17 protein-coding genes are annotated in these 15,536 nt (G+C 60.4%); 8 read left to right on the top strand and 9 right to left on the bottom strand.

What is annotated here, in order from left to right; genetic code table 11:
* Positions 1-55 precede the first annotated feature (55 nt).
* Positions 56-1,273 carry an LL-diaminopimelate aminotransferase gene (locus tag J3P73_RS11155; RefSeq protein ID WP_024320683.1) on the bottom strand — a complete coding sequence of 406 codons (1,218 nt, stop codon included), beginning with the start codon at positions 1,271-1,273 and terminating at the stop codon, positions 56-58.
* Between the two features lie 222 nt (positions 1,274-1,495).
* Positions 1,496-1,909 (bottom strand): hypothetical protein, encoded by a 414-nt coding sequence (locus J3P73_RS11150; protein ID WP_018073419.1) that lies wholly within the window; start codon positions 1,907-1,909, stop codon positions 1,496-1,498.
* A gap of 150 nt (positions 1,910-2,059) precedes the next feature.
* On the opposite strand from J3P73_RS11150, the gene phaC reads away from it, so the two are divergent.
* Together phaC and J3P73_RS11140 are read left to right on the top strand one after the other, a co-directional pair.
* A complete protein-coding gene (gene phaC / locus J3P73_RS11145; protein ID WP_226306679.1) occupies positions 2,060-3,895 on the top strand; it encodes a class I poly(R)-hydroxyalkanoic acid synthase in 1,836 nt (611 codons plus the stop codon).
* A gap of 208 nt (positions 3,896-4,103) precedes the next feature.
* Positions 4,104-5,441 (top strand): DUF2778 domain-containing protein, encoded by a 1,338-nt coding sequence (locus tag J3P73_RS11140; protein ID WP_130655295.1) that lies wholly within the window; start codon positions 4,104-4,106, stop codon positions 5,439-5,441.
* A gap of 39 nt (positions 5,442-5,480) precedes the next feature.
* On the opposite strand, the gene J3P73_RS11135 is transcribed toward J3P73_RS11140, so the two are convergent.
* Entirely contained in the window at positions 5,481-6,638 is a 1,158-nt protein-coding gene (locus tag J3P73_RS11135; RefSeq protein ID WP_130661498.1) for a pyridoxal phosphate-dependent aminotransferase, read from the bottom strand.
* Between the two features lie 211 nt (positions 6,639-6,849).
* Between J3P73_RS11135 and J3P73_RS11130 the strand changes: the two genes are divergently transcribed.
* The 5 genes from J3P73_RS11130 (at position 6,850) to aat (ending at position 10,775) form a co-directional block, all read left to right on the top strand.
* Positions 6,850-7,608: a DsbA family protein gene (locus tag J3P73_RS11130; protein ID WP_018484901.1), complete on the top strand. Its 759-nt coding sequence runs from the start codon at positions 6,850-6,852 to the stop codon at positions 7,606-7,608.
* Between the two features lie 262 nt (positions 7,609-7,870).
* Complete coding sequence (gene aroQ, locus J3P73_RS11125) at positions 7,871-8,308, top strand: type II 3-dehydroquinate dehydratase (RefSeq protein WP_018073414.1); 438 nt, start codon at positions 7,871-7,873, stop codon at positions 8,306-8,308.
* A gap of 20 nt (positions 8,309-8,328) precedes the next feature.
* The gene (gene accB / locus J3P73_RS11120) at positions 8,329-8,793 is read left to right on the top strand and encodes an acetyl-CoA carboxylase biotin carboxyl carrier protein (RefSeq protein WP_018073413.1); all 465 of its coding nucleotides are present in this window, start codon (positions 8,329-8,331) and stop codon (positions 8,791-8,793) included.
* 4 nt (positions 8,794-8,797) lie between these two features.
* Positions 8,798-10,153, top strand: a complete 1,356-nt coding sequence (gene accC, locus J3P73_RS11115) for an acetyl-CoA carboxylase biotin carboxylase subunit (RefSeq protein WP_018073412.1) — start codon at positions 8,798-8,800, stop codon at positions 10,151-10,153.
* A 7-nt stretch (positions 10,154-10,160) separates the two neighbouring features.
* Complete coding sequence (gene aat / locus J3P73_RS11110) at positions 10,161-10,775, top strand: leucyl/phenylalanyl-tRNA--protein transferase (RefSeq protein WP_207579967.1); 615 nt, start codon at positions 10,161-10,163, stop codon at positions 10,773-10,775.
* Between the two features lie 131 nt (positions 10,776-10,906).
* Here the strand turns inward: aat and J3P73_RS11105 are convergent, their stop codons facing one another.
* From J3P73_RS11105 to gatB, 5 genes are all read right to left on the bottom strand, one after another.
* Complete coding sequence (locus J3P73_RS11105; RefSeq protein ID WP_130713418.1) at positions 10,907-11,347, bottom strand: DUF2155 domain-containing protein; 441 nt, start codon at positions 11,345-11,347, stop codon at positions 10,907-10,909.
* 115 nt (positions 11,348-11,462) lie between these two features.
* A complete protein-coding gene (locus tag J3P73_RS11100) occupies positions 11,463-11,861 on the bottom strand; it encodes an NADH:ubiquinone oxidoreductase subunit NDUFA12 (RefSeq protein ID WP_130713417.1) in 399 nt (132 codons plus the stop codon).
* Positions 11,862-11,964: 103 nt separating this feature from the next.
* Positions 11,965-12,438 (bottom strand): GNAT family N-acetyltransferase, encoded by a 474-nt coding sequence (locus J3P73_RS11095; protein ID WP_207579966.1) that lies wholly within the window; start codon positions 12,436-12,438, stop codon positions 11,965-11,967.
* Positions 12,439-12,444: 6 nt separating this feature from the next.
* Positions 12,445-12,948 carry a GNAT family N-acetyltransferase gene (locus tag J3P73_RS11090; protein ID WP_207579965.1) on the bottom strand — a complete coding sequence of 168 codons (504 nt, stop codon included), beginning with the start codon at positions 12,946-12,948 and terminating at the stop codon, positions 12,445-12,447.
* A 3-nt stretch (positions 12,949-12,951) separates the two neighbouring features.
* Positions 12,952-14,454 carry an Asp-tRNA(Asn)/Glu-tRNA(Gln) amidotransferase subunit GatB gene (gene gatB / locus J3P73_RS11085; RefSeq protein ID WP_024320676.1) on the bottom strand — a complete coding sequence of 501 codons (1,503 nt, stop codon included), beginning with the start codon at positions 14,452-14,454 and terminating at the stop codon, positions 12,952-12,954.
* Between the two features lie 129 nt (positions 14,455-14,583).
* Between gatB and J3P73_RS11080 the strand changes: the two genes are divergently transcribed.
* A complete protein-coding gene (locus J3P73_RS11080) occupies positions 14,584-14,895 on the top strand; it encodes a DUF1294 domain-containing protein (RefSeq protein WP_130655290.1) in 312 nt (103 codons plus the stop codon).
* A 4-nt stretch (positions 14,896-14,899) separates the two neighbouring features.
* Here J3P73_RS11080 and J3P73_RS11075 read toward each other — a convergent pair whose 3' ends face one another.
* Positions 14,900-15,409 (bottom strand): GNAT family N-acetyltransferase, encoded by a 510-nt coding sequence (locus tag J3P73_RS11075; RefSeq protein ID WP_026237065.1) that lies wholly within the window; start codon positions 15,407-15,409, stop codon positions 14,900-14,902.
* Between the last annotated feature and the right edge of the window lie 127 nt (positions 15,410-15,536).

Here is a 15,536-nt window from a genome sequence, read left to right as displayed (position 1 = left end):
ATCCTGAAATGTCTGTGTGGCGGCAGCCGCCGAACGCGGCTGCCCGAGAGTTGGATTAGCGGTGGGCGTTCAGCGAGATGACGTTGTGCATCGTCTCGTCTGCCGTCGACATAAACTTCTTGATGTTGCGCGCAGCTTGGCGGATGCGGTGTTCATTCTCGACAAGTGCCAGACGGACGTAGTCGTCGCCCATTTCGCCGAAGCCGATGCCCGGGGCAACGGCGACGTCGGCCTTCTCGACCAGCAGCTTGGAGAATTCCAGCGAACCGAGATGACGAAACTTTTCCGGGATCTTCGCCCAGGCGAACATCGTCGCAGCCGGCGGCGGCACCTCGAACCCGGCCTTGCCGAAGCTTTCGACCATGACGTCGCGGCGACGTTTATAGACGTTGCGGACTTCCGCAATGTCGGAACCATCGCCGTTCAGCGCATGCGTCGCCGCCACCTGGATTGGCGTGAAGGCGCCGTAGTCGAGATAGGACTTGACGCGGGTCAAGGCGGCGATCAGCCGCTCGTTGCCGACGGCAAAGCCCATGCGCCAGCCGGGCATGGAGAAGGTCTTCGACATTGAGGTGAACTCGACCGTCACGTCCATCGCACCCGGCACTTCGAGAACCGACGGCGGCGGGGCGCCGTCGAAATAGATTTCCGAATAGGCAAGGTCGGAAAGCACGATGATGTCATGCTTTTTCGCAAAGGCGATGACGTCCTTGTAGAAATCGAGCGTCGCGACAAAAGCCGTCGGATTCGAGGGGTAGTTGAGGATCAGCGCCAAGGGCTTCGGGATCGAATGCCGGACGGCACGTTCGAGCGGTTCGAAGAAGCTCGCATCCGGCTCCACCGACATGGAGCGGATCACGCCACCTGCCATCAGGAAGCCGAAGGCGTGGATCGGATAGGTGGGGTTCGGGCAGAGGATCACATCGCCGGGCGCGGTGATTGCCTGCGCCATGTTGGCGAAGCCTTCCTTGGAGCCCAAGGTGGCGACGACCTGCGTATCCGGGTTGAGCTTGACGCCGAAACGGCGGGCATAATAGGCGGCCTGGGCACGGCGCAGCCCCGGAATGCCCTTGGAGGACGAGTAACGGTGCGTGCGCGGATCCTGCACGACCTCGCACAGCTTGTCGACGATCGACTGGGGAGTGGGAAGGTCTGGGTTTCCCATGCCGAGATCGATGATATCGGCGCCGCCCGCTCGCGCGCTTGCTTTCAAACGGTTGACCTGTTCGAAAACGTAAGGCGGCAAACGCCGGACTTTGTGAAACTCTTCCATCTCATTCCCCATGGAAAGGCGGCATTTCGGGCCGCAGTCGAAGTTCGTTCCGTCTTCCGGCGGCTGCGACACGAACTTCAGAATCGCAACGCCGTATTCATCAGACCCAAGCCACGCGGCAAATCTTTGACGGAAAGGCCGCATAATGCGCATTATCAGGAAAATTGCATCTTCCGATCCATTCGGAATGGCTTTGCGTCCAAATTGCCTGAAAGGCAAGGTCTATTTGGAGATTTCAGACAGCGTATCAGTGCCGTGCTCGGCGGCGAGACGCCGCATTTCGGCGACCTTGGCCTGATATTCAGCGTCCGAGATCGTGCCGGCCTTGCGCCGGGCGCCAAGTGCCGTCAGCTGATGCTGCAGTTCGGCTGCCTGCTCGTCGCTCATCTGGACATTGGCAGCCGTCAGCGGCGCGCCGAAATTCGGATAGCCGTCCGGGTATTTTGCAAGGCCGCCCTCGGCCGCCTCGCCCTTGGTGGCCGGCATGACGACGGCAGTGGGTGCTGCTCGCTTGGCGGCGGCTGCGGCCTTTTGTTCCGCCGTCAGATTGCATCCGGCAAGCGCCATCGCCGCCGCGGCGCAGATCAGTGCGGTGCGGTTGAGGATTGCGATGCGCCGAATGCCGTTCTTTGTCATGCCTCAAAAATCCAGTTCTGATTGCGTCGACTGTTAAATTTGTCGCAGCCACAAAGCAATAGCATGAGCCGATGCGGGTGGAACTTGTTTTCTCGTTCGATCACGATGTACAACGAATGGATAAAAAGAGTGGTGCTGCCGCCGGAGGAAATGGTGACCGACAGCAAGCAGGGGAATGGCGGCAAGGCCGGCTTCGACGCGACCGATCTCGATCCCTATCTATTGAAGGATCCCGAGGCCATGGCGATGAATTTTGCCCGGGCGCTCGAAAATCTCGGGCAAGCAGCGTCTGCCTGGCTTGCGCCGCGCGAACGCGGCGAGATCACCAATAGTGCCGTCGACCCAATGACCGATATGGTCAAGACGCTTTCCAAGGTCACCGAATATTGGATCTCCGATCCGCGCCGCACCTTCGAGGCGCAGACGCAGCTGATGTCCTCGTTCTTCGGCATCTGGATGCGCTCAATGCAGCGCATGCAGGGCGATCTCACGCCACCCGAGCCGGACACCCGCAAGGACAAGCGTTTCTCGGACGAGGACTGGCAGAAGAATCCGTTCTTCGATTTTCTCCGCCAGGTCTATTTCGTCACCACCGACTGGGTGGAAAAGCTGGTGTTGGAGACCGACGGCCTCGACGAGCATACCAAGCATAAGGCCGGCTTCTACGTGAAGCAGATCACGGCAGCGCTTTCGCCGAGCAACTTCATCGCCACCAATCCGCAGCTCTACCGCGAGACGATCGCGACCAGCGGCGCCAATCTGGTGCGCGGAATGAAGATGCTGGCCGAGGATATCGCTGCCGGAAATGGTGATCTTCGCCTTCGCCAGACCGATATGACGAAATTTGCCGTTGGCCGGGACATGGCGCTGACGCCAGGCAAGGTGATCGCCCAGAACGACATCTGCCAGATCATCCAGTACGACGCTTCGACCGAAACGGTGTTGAAGCGGCCGCTGATGATCTGCCCGCCCTGGATCAACAAGTTCTATATTCTCGACCTCAACCCGCAGAAATCCTTCATCAAATGGTGCGTCGACCAGGGTCAGACCGTCTTCGTCATTTCCTGGGTCAACCCGGATGCACGCCACGCCGATAAGGATTGGGCGGCCTATGCCCGTGAGGGCATCGATTTCGCGCTTGATACAATCGAGAAGGCGACTGGAGAAAAGGAAGTCAACGCCGTCGGCTACTGCGTCGGCGGCACGCTGCTGGCGGCGACGCTTGCACTGCATGCCAAGGAGAAGAACAAGCGCATCAAGACTGCGACACTCTTCACCACCCAGGTCGACTTCACTCATGCCGGCGACCTCAAGGTCTTCGTCGACGAAGAGCAACTTACGACGCTCGAGGAGCATATGCAGGAGGCCGGCTATCTCGACGGCACGAAGATGTCGATGGCCTTCAATATGCTGCGCGCTTCCGAGCTGATCTGGCCTTATTTCGTCAACAACTACCTCAAGGGCCAGGATCCCCTGCCCTTCGACCTCTTGTTCTGGAATGCCGATTCGACCCGCATGGCGGCGGCAAACCATGCCTTCTACCTGCGCAATTGCTATCTCAAGAACGCGCTGACGCGGAACGAGATGATCCTCGACGGCAAGTCCTTGTCGCTGAAGGATGTGAAGATCCCGATCTATAATCTCGCCACCCGCGAGGATCACATTGCGCCTGCCAAGTCCGTCTTCCTCGGCAGCCATTTCTTCGGCGGCAAGGTGGAATTCGTCGTGACCGGCTCGGGACATATCGCCGGCGTCGTCAACCCGCCCGACAAGAAGAAATATCAATTCTGGACCGGCGGCCCGGCCAAGGGAGACTACGAGAGCTGGCTCGAGCAGGCGACGGAGACCCCGGGATCGTGGTGGCCGCATTGGCAGGCCTGGATCGAGACGCATGACGGCAGACGCGTGCCAGCCCGCAAACCCGGCGGCGATGCGTTGAACGCGATCGAGGAAGCGCCGGGAAGTTATGTGATGGAGCGCGCCTGAGAAGCCCCAACACATCTCTTTTTGAGACGTCGTGAAAAACTGCAACGCCCCGTAAACAAATTAGAAACCATAATTCGTCATCCTTGCGAAACAGTCGGAAGTCGCGGTTGGTCTAAATTCGGCCCATTTGCGCCTTTACCGGCCCCCGGCGAAGTTTAGTCAGTCAGTGCCGCCGGCCTGCGTAGCGAGTTTGAAAGACGAGTGTAGTATGGCGTGTGCGGTCGGGACGTTCGATGACGTCACCCCTCTTGGCAGATCTGCTTTCCGTTGGCGCAGATCTCGCGGTTTCATTTGCGGTGTTGTTGGCGCCGGATTTCTGACCTCGACATGGCTGATCGCGACCTTCGCGACGATGCACTCGATCGCCACTCCCTATTCTCCGTCGGATCGCCTGGCAGAGGTCGGCACTGTGCCGAAGGTGGCGCCGTCACCGCGCCATGAGAGGCTGATCCATGTCGGCAAGGCCGACCGGCTTGCCGCCTTCGATGCGAAGCCGGCGATACCGCTGACGGCGAGCCTCATTCAATCCCATGCCGAAAAGACCGCCGCCGCAGCAACGGCGCTAGCGGCTCTTACAAAAAACAGTCGGCTCACCATGGCCGCCGAGCAACCGGTCGTGGCCGCGATTTCCGACAGCGTCAAATTCCGCAAGGACGATGTCATCGCGCCGCCGGTCGAACTCGCCTCGGCAGAGACGGATGAAGACGACGGCGACCGGATCATCGTTCCCTCAAAGGAGGCCGTCGCCGCAGCCGAACTCCCGGCCCTGCTTGCGCTTGCCGATGCCGGATCCCGGCAAATCGCGCCGGCTCCGGTCGAGCCGACCGCATCTCCTGTCAAAACGGCCTCAATTCCCGCATCGGAACCCGCACCGGTGGTCGTTGCCGCCGCGGACGACGCGCCGCCCTTCGATCTCGTGCTGGCGCCGGACGAAGGTTCCGTGCCGCTGCCGATGGCACGTCCTGATGGCCTCATCGGCAAACCGGCACTGGCCTCCAAGGGTTCGCAGCGCGCTGGCGAGCCTGCACTTGCCTATGCCCAGCCGAACTCGCCGATCGAGGATGACGAGGACGACGCAGTGCCGCGCTACGACAAGCCGGTCTTCTCGCCGAAGCTGCGCGCAGGCGTGGCGATCTACGATATCGAAAACAGCACCGTCTATCTGCCGAACGGCGAACGGCTCGAGGCCCATTCCGGGCTCGGCAAGATGCGCGACAACCCGCGTTACGTGAACAAGAAGATGCGCGGACCAACGCCGCCGCACACCTATGTCCTCACCATACGCGAGAGCCTTTTCCATGGGGTCGAGGCGCTGCGGCTGACGCCGGTCCAGGGTTCGGACGCCATCTATGACCGTGTCGGCCTTCTCGCCCATACCTATATGCTCGGCAAGAACGGCGATTCCAACGGCTGCGTCTCCTTCAAGGACTACCGCCGTTTCCTCGCTGCCTACAAGCGCGGCGACATCAAGCAGCTCGTGGTGGTGCCGCGGCTGAATAACAAACCGTCCTCGACGTTCGCTTCGCTGTTTTCGTCGCGCAGCTGACGATAGGAGAGTGCACTGCCGCTTGCCCGGTCGTGAGCGCTACTTCAACCAGGCTGCGATTCGCTCCACCGCCTCGGCGATCTCCGCTTGCGAGCCCGCATAGGACAGACGCAGCGTTCGATTTCCCTCCAGCGGATCAAAATCCAGACCGGGTGTTGCGGCGACGTCGATTTCCGCGAGCATGCGTTTGGCAAAGCCCATGCTGTCATTGGTGAAGCGGGTGACGTCGAGATAGGCATAGAAGGCGCCGTCCATTGGCGAGGCGATAGAAAGGCCGATCTGCGGCAGTCGCCGCATCAGCAAATCACGATTGGCGGCATAGCTTGCCTTATAACGATCGAGTTCGGCGCCAGCGCCAAGAGCGGCCGTGGCGGCAATCTGGGAGAGCTCGGGCGGGGAGATATAGAGGCTCTGCGCCACCCGCTCGATCGGCCGCACCAAGCGCTCGGGAAGCACCATCCAGCCGATTCGCCAGCCGGTCATGCAATAATATTTGGAGAAGGAGTTGATGACGATCGCCTCGTCGGTCAGTTCGAGCGCGCTTGCCTCCTCGCCGGCGAAGGTCAGCCCGTGGTAGATTTCATCGGAGATGAAGGCGATGGAATGGGCTGCGCAATAATCCGCAAGCGCCTTCAGCCCATCGCGGCCAGTCACCGTGCCGGTCGGGTTGGCCGGGCTTGCGAGCAGCACGCCTTTCAACGTGATGCCGCTTTCCTTCTGCGCCGCTTCGAGGCTTTGCGGCGTCAGGGTGAAGTGGGTCTCGGCCGTTACGCGCACTTCGAGAACCTTCAGGCCGAGTGCGCCGAGGATATTGCGGTAGGCGGGATAACCGGGTCTTGCGATCGCCACCGCGTCACCTGCATCGAAGAGCGACAGGAAGGCGAGATTGAAGCCCGCCGAGGAACCAGTGGTGATGGCGATACGCGTGGGATCAATCTCCAGGCCGTGGCGATCCTTGTAGTGCCAGGCGAGCGCCGATTTAAGCCGTGCCGTCCCCAGCGCATCGGTATAGCCGATCCGGCCTTCGACAAGGGCTGTGCGCGCCGCTTCGAGTGCCGCTTGGGGTGCCGGATGCGAGGGCTGACCGACCGCCATCGAGATCACGGGATGACCGGCCGCACGCCGCTTCGTCGCCTCCGCCAAGACGTCCATGGCGTGAAAAGGCTCGACTTCGCTGCGTTTCGATATGGAAAACAAGATCGTTTCTCGCTCAGCTTCTTCAATGGTGGCCCGACAATTGCCGCATTAATCGGCTCATCACAATCCCGCGAGGGCCGCGCGGGGATGAAAAATTCCTGTTTGAGCAGAACCGAACGCACCGTACCTTGACGCGACGCATTCAAGTCCATTAACCCGGCGACCGTCTTCTCGACAAAGAGACGACCACACCGCCGATGACGAGGATATCATGGCATTCTTCCCGAAGACCTTCACCGCTCTGGCGCTTGCCGCATCGATCGCCCTTCCGCTTCCGGCGGCAGCGCTCGACGACCAGCAGAAGAAGGAGTTCGGCGAATTCATCAAGCAATACCTGATCGAAAATCCTGAGATCATGCTCGAAGTCCAGGATGCGCTGCAGAAGAAGCAGGAAGCCCAGCGGTTGGTGAAAGCCAATATGGCGATCGAAGAGAACACTACCGACATCTTCGAATCGAAGAACGACGTTACGCTCGGCAATCCCAAGGGCGATGTGACGGTCGTCGAGTTCTTCGATTATAATTGCAGCTACTGCCGGCATGCGCTTCCCGACATGCAGGCGATGCTGAAGAAGGACAAGAACGTCCGTTTCGTCCTCAAGGAGTTTCCAATCCTCGGGCCGGATTCAGTTGCCGCCCACAAGGTGGCCGACGCTTTCCGCAAGCTGGCACCTGAGAAATATGCCGATTTCCACGTCGCCCTTCTCGGCACCGAAGGCCGCGCCTCTGACGAAACAGCGATCGCGGTCGCCGCTTCGCTCGGCGTCAGCGAGGACAAGATCCGCGCCGAGATGGCAAAGAGCCCGAATGACGGTATCGTCCAGGCGACCTACCAGCTCGCCTCCAGTCTCGGCATCAGCGGCACGCCATCTTATGTGATCGGCAACGAACTGGTGCCGGGCGCCGTCGGGCTCGACGATCTCGAAGCCAAGGTCAAGAACATGCGCAGCTGCGGCAAGACCGCCTGCTGAGCAAACCAAAGCGCGTCGCAATCTTTCAGATTGCACTCCTCGCGCTTTAGATATTTATCTTTGCGCATGTCGTTATCGCAAAACCGCTGCGCACTTTTGCGCGACATGCTTGAGCGACCGGCCGCCCATCAAATCGCCAAAATCGAAGTGTTTCAACCATGTGGACAAATGTGGCGCGATTGCCGCTGGCCAATCTGTAAGGGCTTTCATTCAGCCTTCGCGGAGTCTATAGGTTGCCGTCGTACATTTTACGGAACATTCGATGACGCAAACGATTTTCGTCCTGAACGGCCCCAACCTGAACATGCTGGGCAAACGAGAGCCCGGCATTTATGGCGGCAAGACACTCAAGGACATCGAGGCAGACTGTAAGGCCGCCGGCCGTGAACTCGGCCTCGATATCGATTTCCGTCAGAGCAACCACGAAGGCGCGCTTGTGGACTGGTTCCATGAGGCAGACGAAAAGGCCGCCGGCGTTGCCATCAATGCAGGCGCCTATACGCATACATCGGTCGCGCTGCATGATGCGATCCGCGCTATTTCCATTCCCGTCATCGAGCTCCACATATCCAACGTGCATGCACGGGAAGAATTCCGCCACAAGTCGATGATCGCGCCGGCATGCAAGGGCGTGATCTGCGGCTTCGGGCCTCACAGCTACATCCTGGCGCTCCACGCGCTGAAGAACATCACGGCATAAGAAGAAGACAGGGCAACACCATGGCTGAAAAGAAATCGGGTATCGACCAGGCACTGATCCGCGATCTCGCCAATATTCTGAACGAAACGGATCTGACGGAGATCGAGGTCGAGCAGGATGACCTGCGCATCCGCGTTTCGCGCGCTGGCACGCCGCAATATGTCCAGGCGCCGATCGCAGCACCGGCCTTTGCCGCAGCCGCGGCTCCGGCAGCTGCTGCCGCGCCGGCCGCAGCTCCCAGCCGCAACCCGGCCAATGTCGTCAATGCACCGATGGTGGGCACCGTCTACATGGCGCCGGCTCCGGGCGCGCGTCCGTTCATCGAAGTCGGCGCAACCGTCAAGGAAGGCCAGACGCTCATCATCATCGAAGCGATGAAGACGATGAACCAGATCCCTTCGCCGAAGTCAGGCAAGGTGACCGAGATCCTCGTCGATGACGGACATCCCGTCGAATACGGCCAAGCCCTCGTCGTCATCGAATAGGCCGATGCCCATGATTTCGAAAATCCTCATCGCCAATCGCGGGGAAATCGCCCTTCGCGTGCTCCGGGCCTGCAAGGAGCTCGGCATCGCCTGCGTCGCGGTTCATTCCACTGCCGACGCTGATGCCATGCATGTGCGCCTTGCCGACGAAAGTGTGTGCATCGGTCCGCCCTCCTCGCGCGAGAGCTATCTCAACATCCACCAGATCGTCGCCGCCTGCGAGATCACCGGCGCTGATGCCGTGCATCCAGGCTACGGCTTTCTGTCGGAAAATGCCAAGTTCGCCGATATCCTCGAAGCCCACGGCATCACCTTCATCGGGCCGACGGCGGACCACATCCGCATCATGGGCGACAAGATCACCGCCAAGACGACGGCGCTGGAACTCGGCATTCCCGTCGTTCCGGGTTCGGACGGCGAAGTGAAGAGCGAAGAGGATGCGCTGAAGACGGCCGCCGAAATCGGTTATCCCGTGCTGATCAAGGCAACGGCCGGCGGCGGCGGACGCGGCATGAAGGTCGCCAAGAGCGAGGCCGACCTGATCGAGGCCTGGTCGACGGCGCGCACCGAAGCGGCAGCCGCCTTCGGCAACGATGCCGTCTACATGGAAAAATATCTCGGCAAGCCGCGCCACATCGAAATCCAGGTGTTCGGCGACGGCGAAGGCAATGCCATCCATCTCGGCGAGCGCGACTGCTCGCTGCAGCGGCGCCATCAGAAGGTCTGGGAAGAGGCGAATTCGCCGGCACTCAACGTCGAGCAGCGCATGAAGATCGGCCAGGTCTGCGCCGACGCCATGAAGAAGCTGAAATATCGCGGCGCCGGGACGATCGAATTCCTCTACGAAAACGGCGAGTTCTATTTCATCGAAATGAACACCCGCCTGCAGGTGGAGCATCCGATCACCGAAGCAATCACCGGCATCGACCTCGTGCACGAGCAAATCCGCGTCGCTTCCGGCGGCGGTCTCTCGGTGACGCAGGATGAAGTGCATTTTTCCGGTCACGCCATCGAATGCCGTATCAATGCCGAGCACCCGCGCACCTTCGTGCCTTCGCCCGGCACGATCACGCATTTCCACGCGCCGGGCGGCCTCGGCGTGCGCATAGATTCCGGTGCCTATCAGGGCTACAAGATCCCGCCCTATTACGACAGCCTCATCGGCAAGCTGATCGTGCACGGCCGTACCCGCGTCGAATGCATGATGCGCCTGCGCCGGGCGCTCGACGAATTTGTCGTCGACGGCATCAATACGACGCTGCCGCTGTTTCAGGATCTCGTCTCCAACCAGGATATCGCCAACGGCGACTACGACATCCACTGGCTGGAAGACTACCTCGCCAACACACCGGCGGCATAGGACAGGAATGGCAGGATCGCGCAGGAAGTCACCAGGCATAACCCCTGACATTCTCCTGCGCGCCTATTCCATCGGCCTCTTCCCGATGGCCGAATCCGCCGACGACCCAGAGATCTTCTGGGTCGAACCGGAACTGCGCGGCGTGCTGCCGTTCGACCATTTCCATGTGTCGAAAAGCCTTGCCAAGACGGTGCGCAAGAAACCCTTCGAGATACGTTTCGATCACGCTTTCGATCAGGTCATTGCTGCCTGTGCGGAAGAGACATCCGGGCGCCCGAGCACCTGGATCAACAGGACGATCAGATCACTTTATTCGACGCTCTTCGACATGGGCCATGCCCATACCGTCGAAGCCTGGGAGGGCGATGAGCTGGTCGGCGGCCTCTACGGCGTCTCGCTCGGCTCGGCCTTCTTCGGCGAAAGCATGTTCTCGCGCCGAACGGATGCCTCGAAGATCTGCCTCGTTCATCTGGTCGACCGGCTGCGGGAAAGGGGCTTCACCCTGCTCGACACCCAGTTCACCACCGAGCACCTGAAGACGTTAGGAGCGATCGACGTTCCGAAGGCCGATTATGCTGCGATGCTTACCTCGGCGATGGAGTCGCCGCACCTTAAGTTTTGAGCCAAACGCTGCCTGCTTCGGGCGGCACGCGCTAAAGCGTGTCGCGCGAAAGTGCGCAGCGGTTTTTCGATGACGGCATGCGGAAAACAAAGACAAGCGCGAGGAGCGAATGTGAAAGATTGCGATGCGCTTTAGCGCGCTGTCGCCTTGGCGCCGTCAGGAGCCGGGACGTCCGAACTCGTCTTGCAGTCCTTCAGCCAGACGTCGTAGATCGGGTGCTCGACGGCGTTGAGGCCGGGGCTGGCGGCGAACATCCAGCCGGTGAAGATGCGGCGGATCTTGCGGTCGAGGGTGATCTCATCGACCTCGACGAAACCGTCGATCTTCTGCGCTTCCGACTGATCGCGCGAATAACAGGCCTTCGGTGTCACCTGCAGCGCGCCGAACTGTACCGTCTCATTGACATAGACGTCGAACGTCGTGATGCGGCCGGTGATCTTGTCGAGACCGGAGAAGACGGCAACCGGATTTTCGATGCGTGCGGCATTTGCCGCAACTGGCGGAAGCAGGACCGAGAGCGCCAGCAGCGATCCGGCGGCACGCAGGACCTTGTTCCGCGTGAAGAGCGTCATGTGTACCCGTCTCCAGACATTTTCAGTTCACGGCCGCGGTCAAGCGCGGCCAACCTGCGGGTAAAGGTCAATTGTGGCCAAAAGCCGGGTCTTGGGATCGCCCGGTCGGGCCGTCTCAGTTGCCCGGCGTCCAGGCGTCATAATCGCCGGTGACGCGCGGACGCTCGCCCGGAACGGCGATGGAGCCCGGCGGACGATAGGCCTGCGGCGAACCGGTATGGTTGGGCCGGTGCGCCTTCTGCCAATCCTTGGCGACGTAATTTTCCTTGGACGGGGGAACATCGGTGCGATGATGCATCCAGCCATGCCAGCCCGGCGGAATGGCGGAGGCTTCGGCATAACCCTTGTAGATCACCCAACGCTTCGGCAGGCCGTAGGAGGACATGCCGCCTTCGTAGTAGACGTTGCCGAATTCATCCTCGCCGACGCGCTTGCCAAAACGCCAGGTCGCAAAACGCGTGCCCATCGTCTGACCGTTCCACCAGGTAAAGGTCTGAACCAGAAGATTCCACATGTCTTTTCCTTGTGCCCGCCAGATGCGAGCCAAACCAGAATTCGTTTCCTCGCTTATGCCGTCGCCAAGCCGAATTGTCCAGCGATTCCGCGACAGTCGCGGGTCATTTCAAAGCCATCTTGAAGCCGAGATGCGAGGGCTTGAAGCCTAGCCTTTCATAGAAACGATGGGCATCCTTGCGTACTGCATTCGAGGTCAACGCTACCCGCCCGATACCGCGGCCTTTTGCCTCGGCAATAGCGAATTCGATCATCAGTCCGCCGACACCCTGCCCGCGCATATCGGCGCGCGTCTGCACCGCCTCGATAATCATCGCCGAGGACCCGCGGCCGGTGAGCGAAGTCGTCACCATCGTCTGGAACGTGCCGACGACCTCGCCGCCACACTCTGCGACGTAAAGCGTCTGGTCGGGCGAAGCCTCGATGACGGCGAAGGCCCTGAGATAGTCCGGGAAAGCTTCAGCTTCCGTGGTATCGCCGTGACCGCCGAGTGCATCGGCGGCAAACATAGCCACGACTGCCGGCAGATCTTCCCGGCGGGCCGGACGAATGAGAATGTCGGGCAACTCGGCCGCCATAGTCTCTCAATGCCCTTCGAGTGGTTTTTCGAAGATCAGCGCCGGAATGCCGGATTGTCCAGCTCCGCTATTCTCGTTGCGGCCGATCTCGGTGAAGCCGTGCGTGAGATAGAAGGCGATCGCGGCAGCGTTTTGCGGTTCGACTTCGAGGCGCATGATCTCGGCATCGGGAAAGCAGGTTTCGAGCTCGGCGAAGATATCGCGGCCGATACCATGGCGCTGCAGCGCCGGCCTGACATAGAGGAGATGCAGCATGACAGTCTTCGTCAATTGCTGCGACATTGCCGCATAACCCATGCCGCCGATATTGCGGCCTTCATCGGCAACGAGGAATTCGGCATCTTTTCGCACCAGGCGCGCCTTCAGCGCTGCCGGCGAAAAGAGATGGGCGATCAGATCCTCCACCCTGGCTCTGCCATGCAGGCTGTCATAGCTGGCATGAAAGCTCTCCACTAGCAGCGCGCGGACCTTCTCCAGGTCGCGCTCGCCGGCAGTGCGGACGAAATACACCGCTTATTCCTCGATGCCGAGCTTCGCCTTGACGAGGGCCTGGACAGCCTGCGGATTGGCCTTGCCGCCGGTCGCCTTCATCACCTGTCCGACGAACCATGCCGCCATGGTCGGCTTCGCCTTGACCTTGGCGACCTGGTCAGGATTGGCGGCGATGATCTCGTCCACGGCCTTTTCGATTGCGCCGGTATCCGTCACCTGCTTCATGCCACGCGCTTCGACGATCTCGGCGGGATCGCCGCCCTCATTGAGCACGATCTCGAAGAGATCCTTGGCGATCTTGCCGGAGATGGTTTCGGCCTTGATGAGATCGATGATAGCGCCGAGCTGGGCCGGCGAAACCGGGGTCTGCTCGATGTCCTTGCCGGTGCGGTTCAGTGCGCCGAGCAGATCGTTGATCACCCAGTTGGCGGCCATCTTGCCGTCACGGCCTGCGGCGACGGCTTCGTAATAATCGGCGATCGCCTTTTCGGAAACGAGCACCGAGGCGTCGTAGATCGACAGGCCGAGCTCGCGCACGAAGCGCTCTTTCTTGTCGTCGGGCAGCTCCGGCAGATGCACTTCGAGCGCCTTGATGAAGGCATCGTCGAATTCGAGCGGCAGCAGATCCGGATCGGGGAAATAACGATAGTCGTGCGCATCCTCCTTGGAGCGCATCGAACGCGTCTCGCCCTTGCCCGGATCGAACAGGCGGGTCTCCTGATCGATCTTGCCGCCCTCCTCCAGAATGCCGATCTGGCGGCGGGCTTCATATTCGATCGCCTGACCGATGAAGCGGATGGAATTGACGTTCTTGATCTCGCAGCGCGTGCCGAAATCTTCGCCCGGCCGGCGGACGGAGACGTTGACGTCGGCGCGCATCGAACCTTCGTCCATGTTGCCGTCGCAGGTGCCGAGATAGCGCACGATCGAACGCAGCTTGGTCATATAGGCCTTGGCCTCGTCGGACGAGCGCATGTCGGGTTTGGAGACGATCTCCATCAGCGCGACACCGGAACGGTTGAGGTCGACGTAGGACATGGTGGCGTGCTGATCGTGCATCGACTTGCCGGCATCCTGTTCCAGGTGCAGGCGCTCGATGCCGATCTCGATATCTTCGAACTGGCCCTGGCGGTCCGGCCCGAGCGAAATGACGATCTTGCCCTCGCCGACGATCGGATCCTTGAACTGCGAGATCTGATAGCCCTGCGGCAGGTCGGGATAGAAATAGTTCTTGCGATCAAAGAGAGAGCGCTTGTTGATCTGGGCTTTCAGGCCGAGGCCGGTGCGAACCGCCTGCTTGACGCATTCCTCGTTGATCACGGGCAGCATGCCGGGCATGGCGGCGTCGACCAGCGAGACGTTCGAATTCTGCGGCTTGCCGAATTCCGTCGAGGCGCCGGAGAAGAGCTTCGAATTGGACAGCACCTGGGCATGGACTTCCATGCCGACGATGACTTCCCAGTCGCCGGTGGCGCCGGGGATGAAGCGTTTCGGATCAGGCGTGCGGACGTCGACAAGGGTCATCTGATGCTCTTTGCAGGCTGTTCTTTTCCAATGGTGAGGTAAAGGAAATGGCGTGCCGGTGCAAGGCTTTCGCCGTGGCGCGCTTCGTGGTTTTGCCGTCCATTAACGGAGCCACGGTAGGGTTCTCCGATGACGATGATCGATATTATCAAATGGGCCTTGCTGTTTCTGGCGCTGAATCTCTCGGTATTCTCGATCTATTTCATGGACAAGCAGGCGGCGCGGCGCGGCAGGCGGCGCATCAGCGAGCGCACGCTTCTCATCCTTGCGCTGATCGGCGGCAGCCTTGGCGCGCTGGCTGCACAGCAGCTGCTGCGGCACAAGACGAGAAAGGAGCCGTTCCGGTCAATCCTGGCGGCGATCCTGATCCTGCACGGCGCACTGATTGCTGTGCTCGCCTTCTTGCCGCAATGGAGCCCTCTCCTTCTTCAGGATTTTTGAAGCATCAGAATTCCAGCCCATACGCGCCTTGGCTATCCGAAACGAGCTGTTTCGTCAGTCCAACAGAAGGCACGTCGCGATCGAGCTTCGGATTGTAGGCGACCGAGAGCCAATGGATGCTGTAGCCGTGCTTCCGGAAGAAGCCGATCGCCTCGCTATTGCCGGAATGGGTCTGCATCGCCGCCTTCTCGAGGCCCTGATCGGCGATCTCCTTTTCGATGCGGACGAGAAGGGCCGAACCGAGACCCTGGCGGGTGAAGACGGGATCGATCCAGAAATCCGAGATGGTTTCGTCCAATCCCTCGCGCGCCGCCCAGCCTGCGACCTGGCCGTTCTGCTCGACGACGGTGATGGTCAGCCAGTCGTTTTCCACGAAGTTCCGAAAGGCGTTGCGCGCTGCATCGATCATCGCGTCCGATTCGCCGATCGACGCCATCGCATTTTGCCAGGCCCTCAGCCCGATCTCGCTCAATAGCTCCGCTTCACCGTCGCGGGCATTGCGAATGTGGATCAACGACACCTCCGCGTTACACCTCAACTAGACCATTGAGTCGCGGAATTTACCAGTACCTCCAAAGGGATGATCGGGCAAAAGTGAGGTTTTCGACTGGTTTTGAGCTGAGAACACGCTCTTGACCGAA

Origin of the sequence: Rhizobium ruizarguesonis (assembly GCF_017357285.1) — a bacterium.
Taxonomy (GTDB): Bacteria; Pseudomonadota; Alphaproteobacteria; order Rhizobiales; family Rhizobiaceae; genus Rhizobium; species Rhizobium ruizarguesonis.
This window is presented reverse-complemented; position numbering and strand designations above follow the sequence as displayed.

Bases quoted from the DNA above. Each gene is read 5' to 3' on its own strand.
- J3P73_RS11130 (WP_018484901.1), top strand. From the start codon at position 6,850: ATGGCATTCTTCCCGAAGACCTTCACCGCTCTGGCGCTTGCCGCATCG.
- J3P73_RS11140 (WP_130655295.1), top strand. From the start codon at position 4,104: ATGGCGTGTGCGGTCGGGACGTTCGATGACGTCACCCCTCTTGGCAGA.
- J3P73_RS11155 (WP_024320683.1), bottom strand. From the start codon at position 1,273: ATGGAAGAGTTTCACAAAGTCCGGCGTTTGCCGCCTTACGTTTTCGAA.
- accB (WP_018073413.1), top strand. From the start codon at position 8,329: ATGGCTGAAAAGAAATCGGGTATCGACCAGGCACTGATCCGCGATCTC.
- J3P73_RS11080 (WP_130655290.1), top strand. From the start codon at position 14,584: ATGACGATGATCGATATTATCAAATGGGCCTTGCTGTTTCTGGCGCTG.
- J3P73_RS11150 (WP_018073419.1), bottom strand. From the start codon at position 1,909: ATGACAAAGAACGGCATTCGGCGCATCGCAATCCTCAACCGCACCGCA.
- J3P73_RS11095 (WP_207579966.1), bottom strand. From the start codon at position 12,438: ATGGCGGCCGAGTTGCCCGACATTCTCATTCGTCCGGCCCGCCGGGAA.
- phaC (WP_226306679.1), top strand. From the start codon at position 2,060: ATGGTGACCGACAGCAAGCAGGGGAATGGCGGCAAGGCCGGCTTCGAC.
- J3P73_RS11105 (WP_130713418.1), bottom strand. From the start codon at position 11,347: ATGACGCTCTTCACGCGGAACAAGGTCCTGCGTGCCGCCGGATCGCTG.
- J3P73_RS11100 (WP_130713417.1), bottom strand. From the start codon at position 11,861: ATGTGGAATCTTCTGGTTCAGACCTTTACCTGGTGGAACGGTCAGACG.
- aat (WP_207579967.1), top strand. From the start codon at position 10,161: ATGGCAGGATCGCGCAGGAAGTCACCAGGCATAACCCCTGACATTCTC.
- accC (WP_018073412.1), top strand. From the start codon at position 8,798: ATGCCCATGATTTCGAAAATCCTCATCGCCAATCGCGGGGAAATCGCC.
- aroQ (WP_018073414.1), top strand. From the start codon at position 7,871: ATGACGCAAACGATTTTCGTCCTGAACGGCCCCAACCTGAACATGCTG.
- gatB (WP_024320676.1), bottom strand. From the start codon at position 14,454: ATGACCCTTGTCGACGTCCGCACGCCTGATCCGAAACGCTTCATCCCC.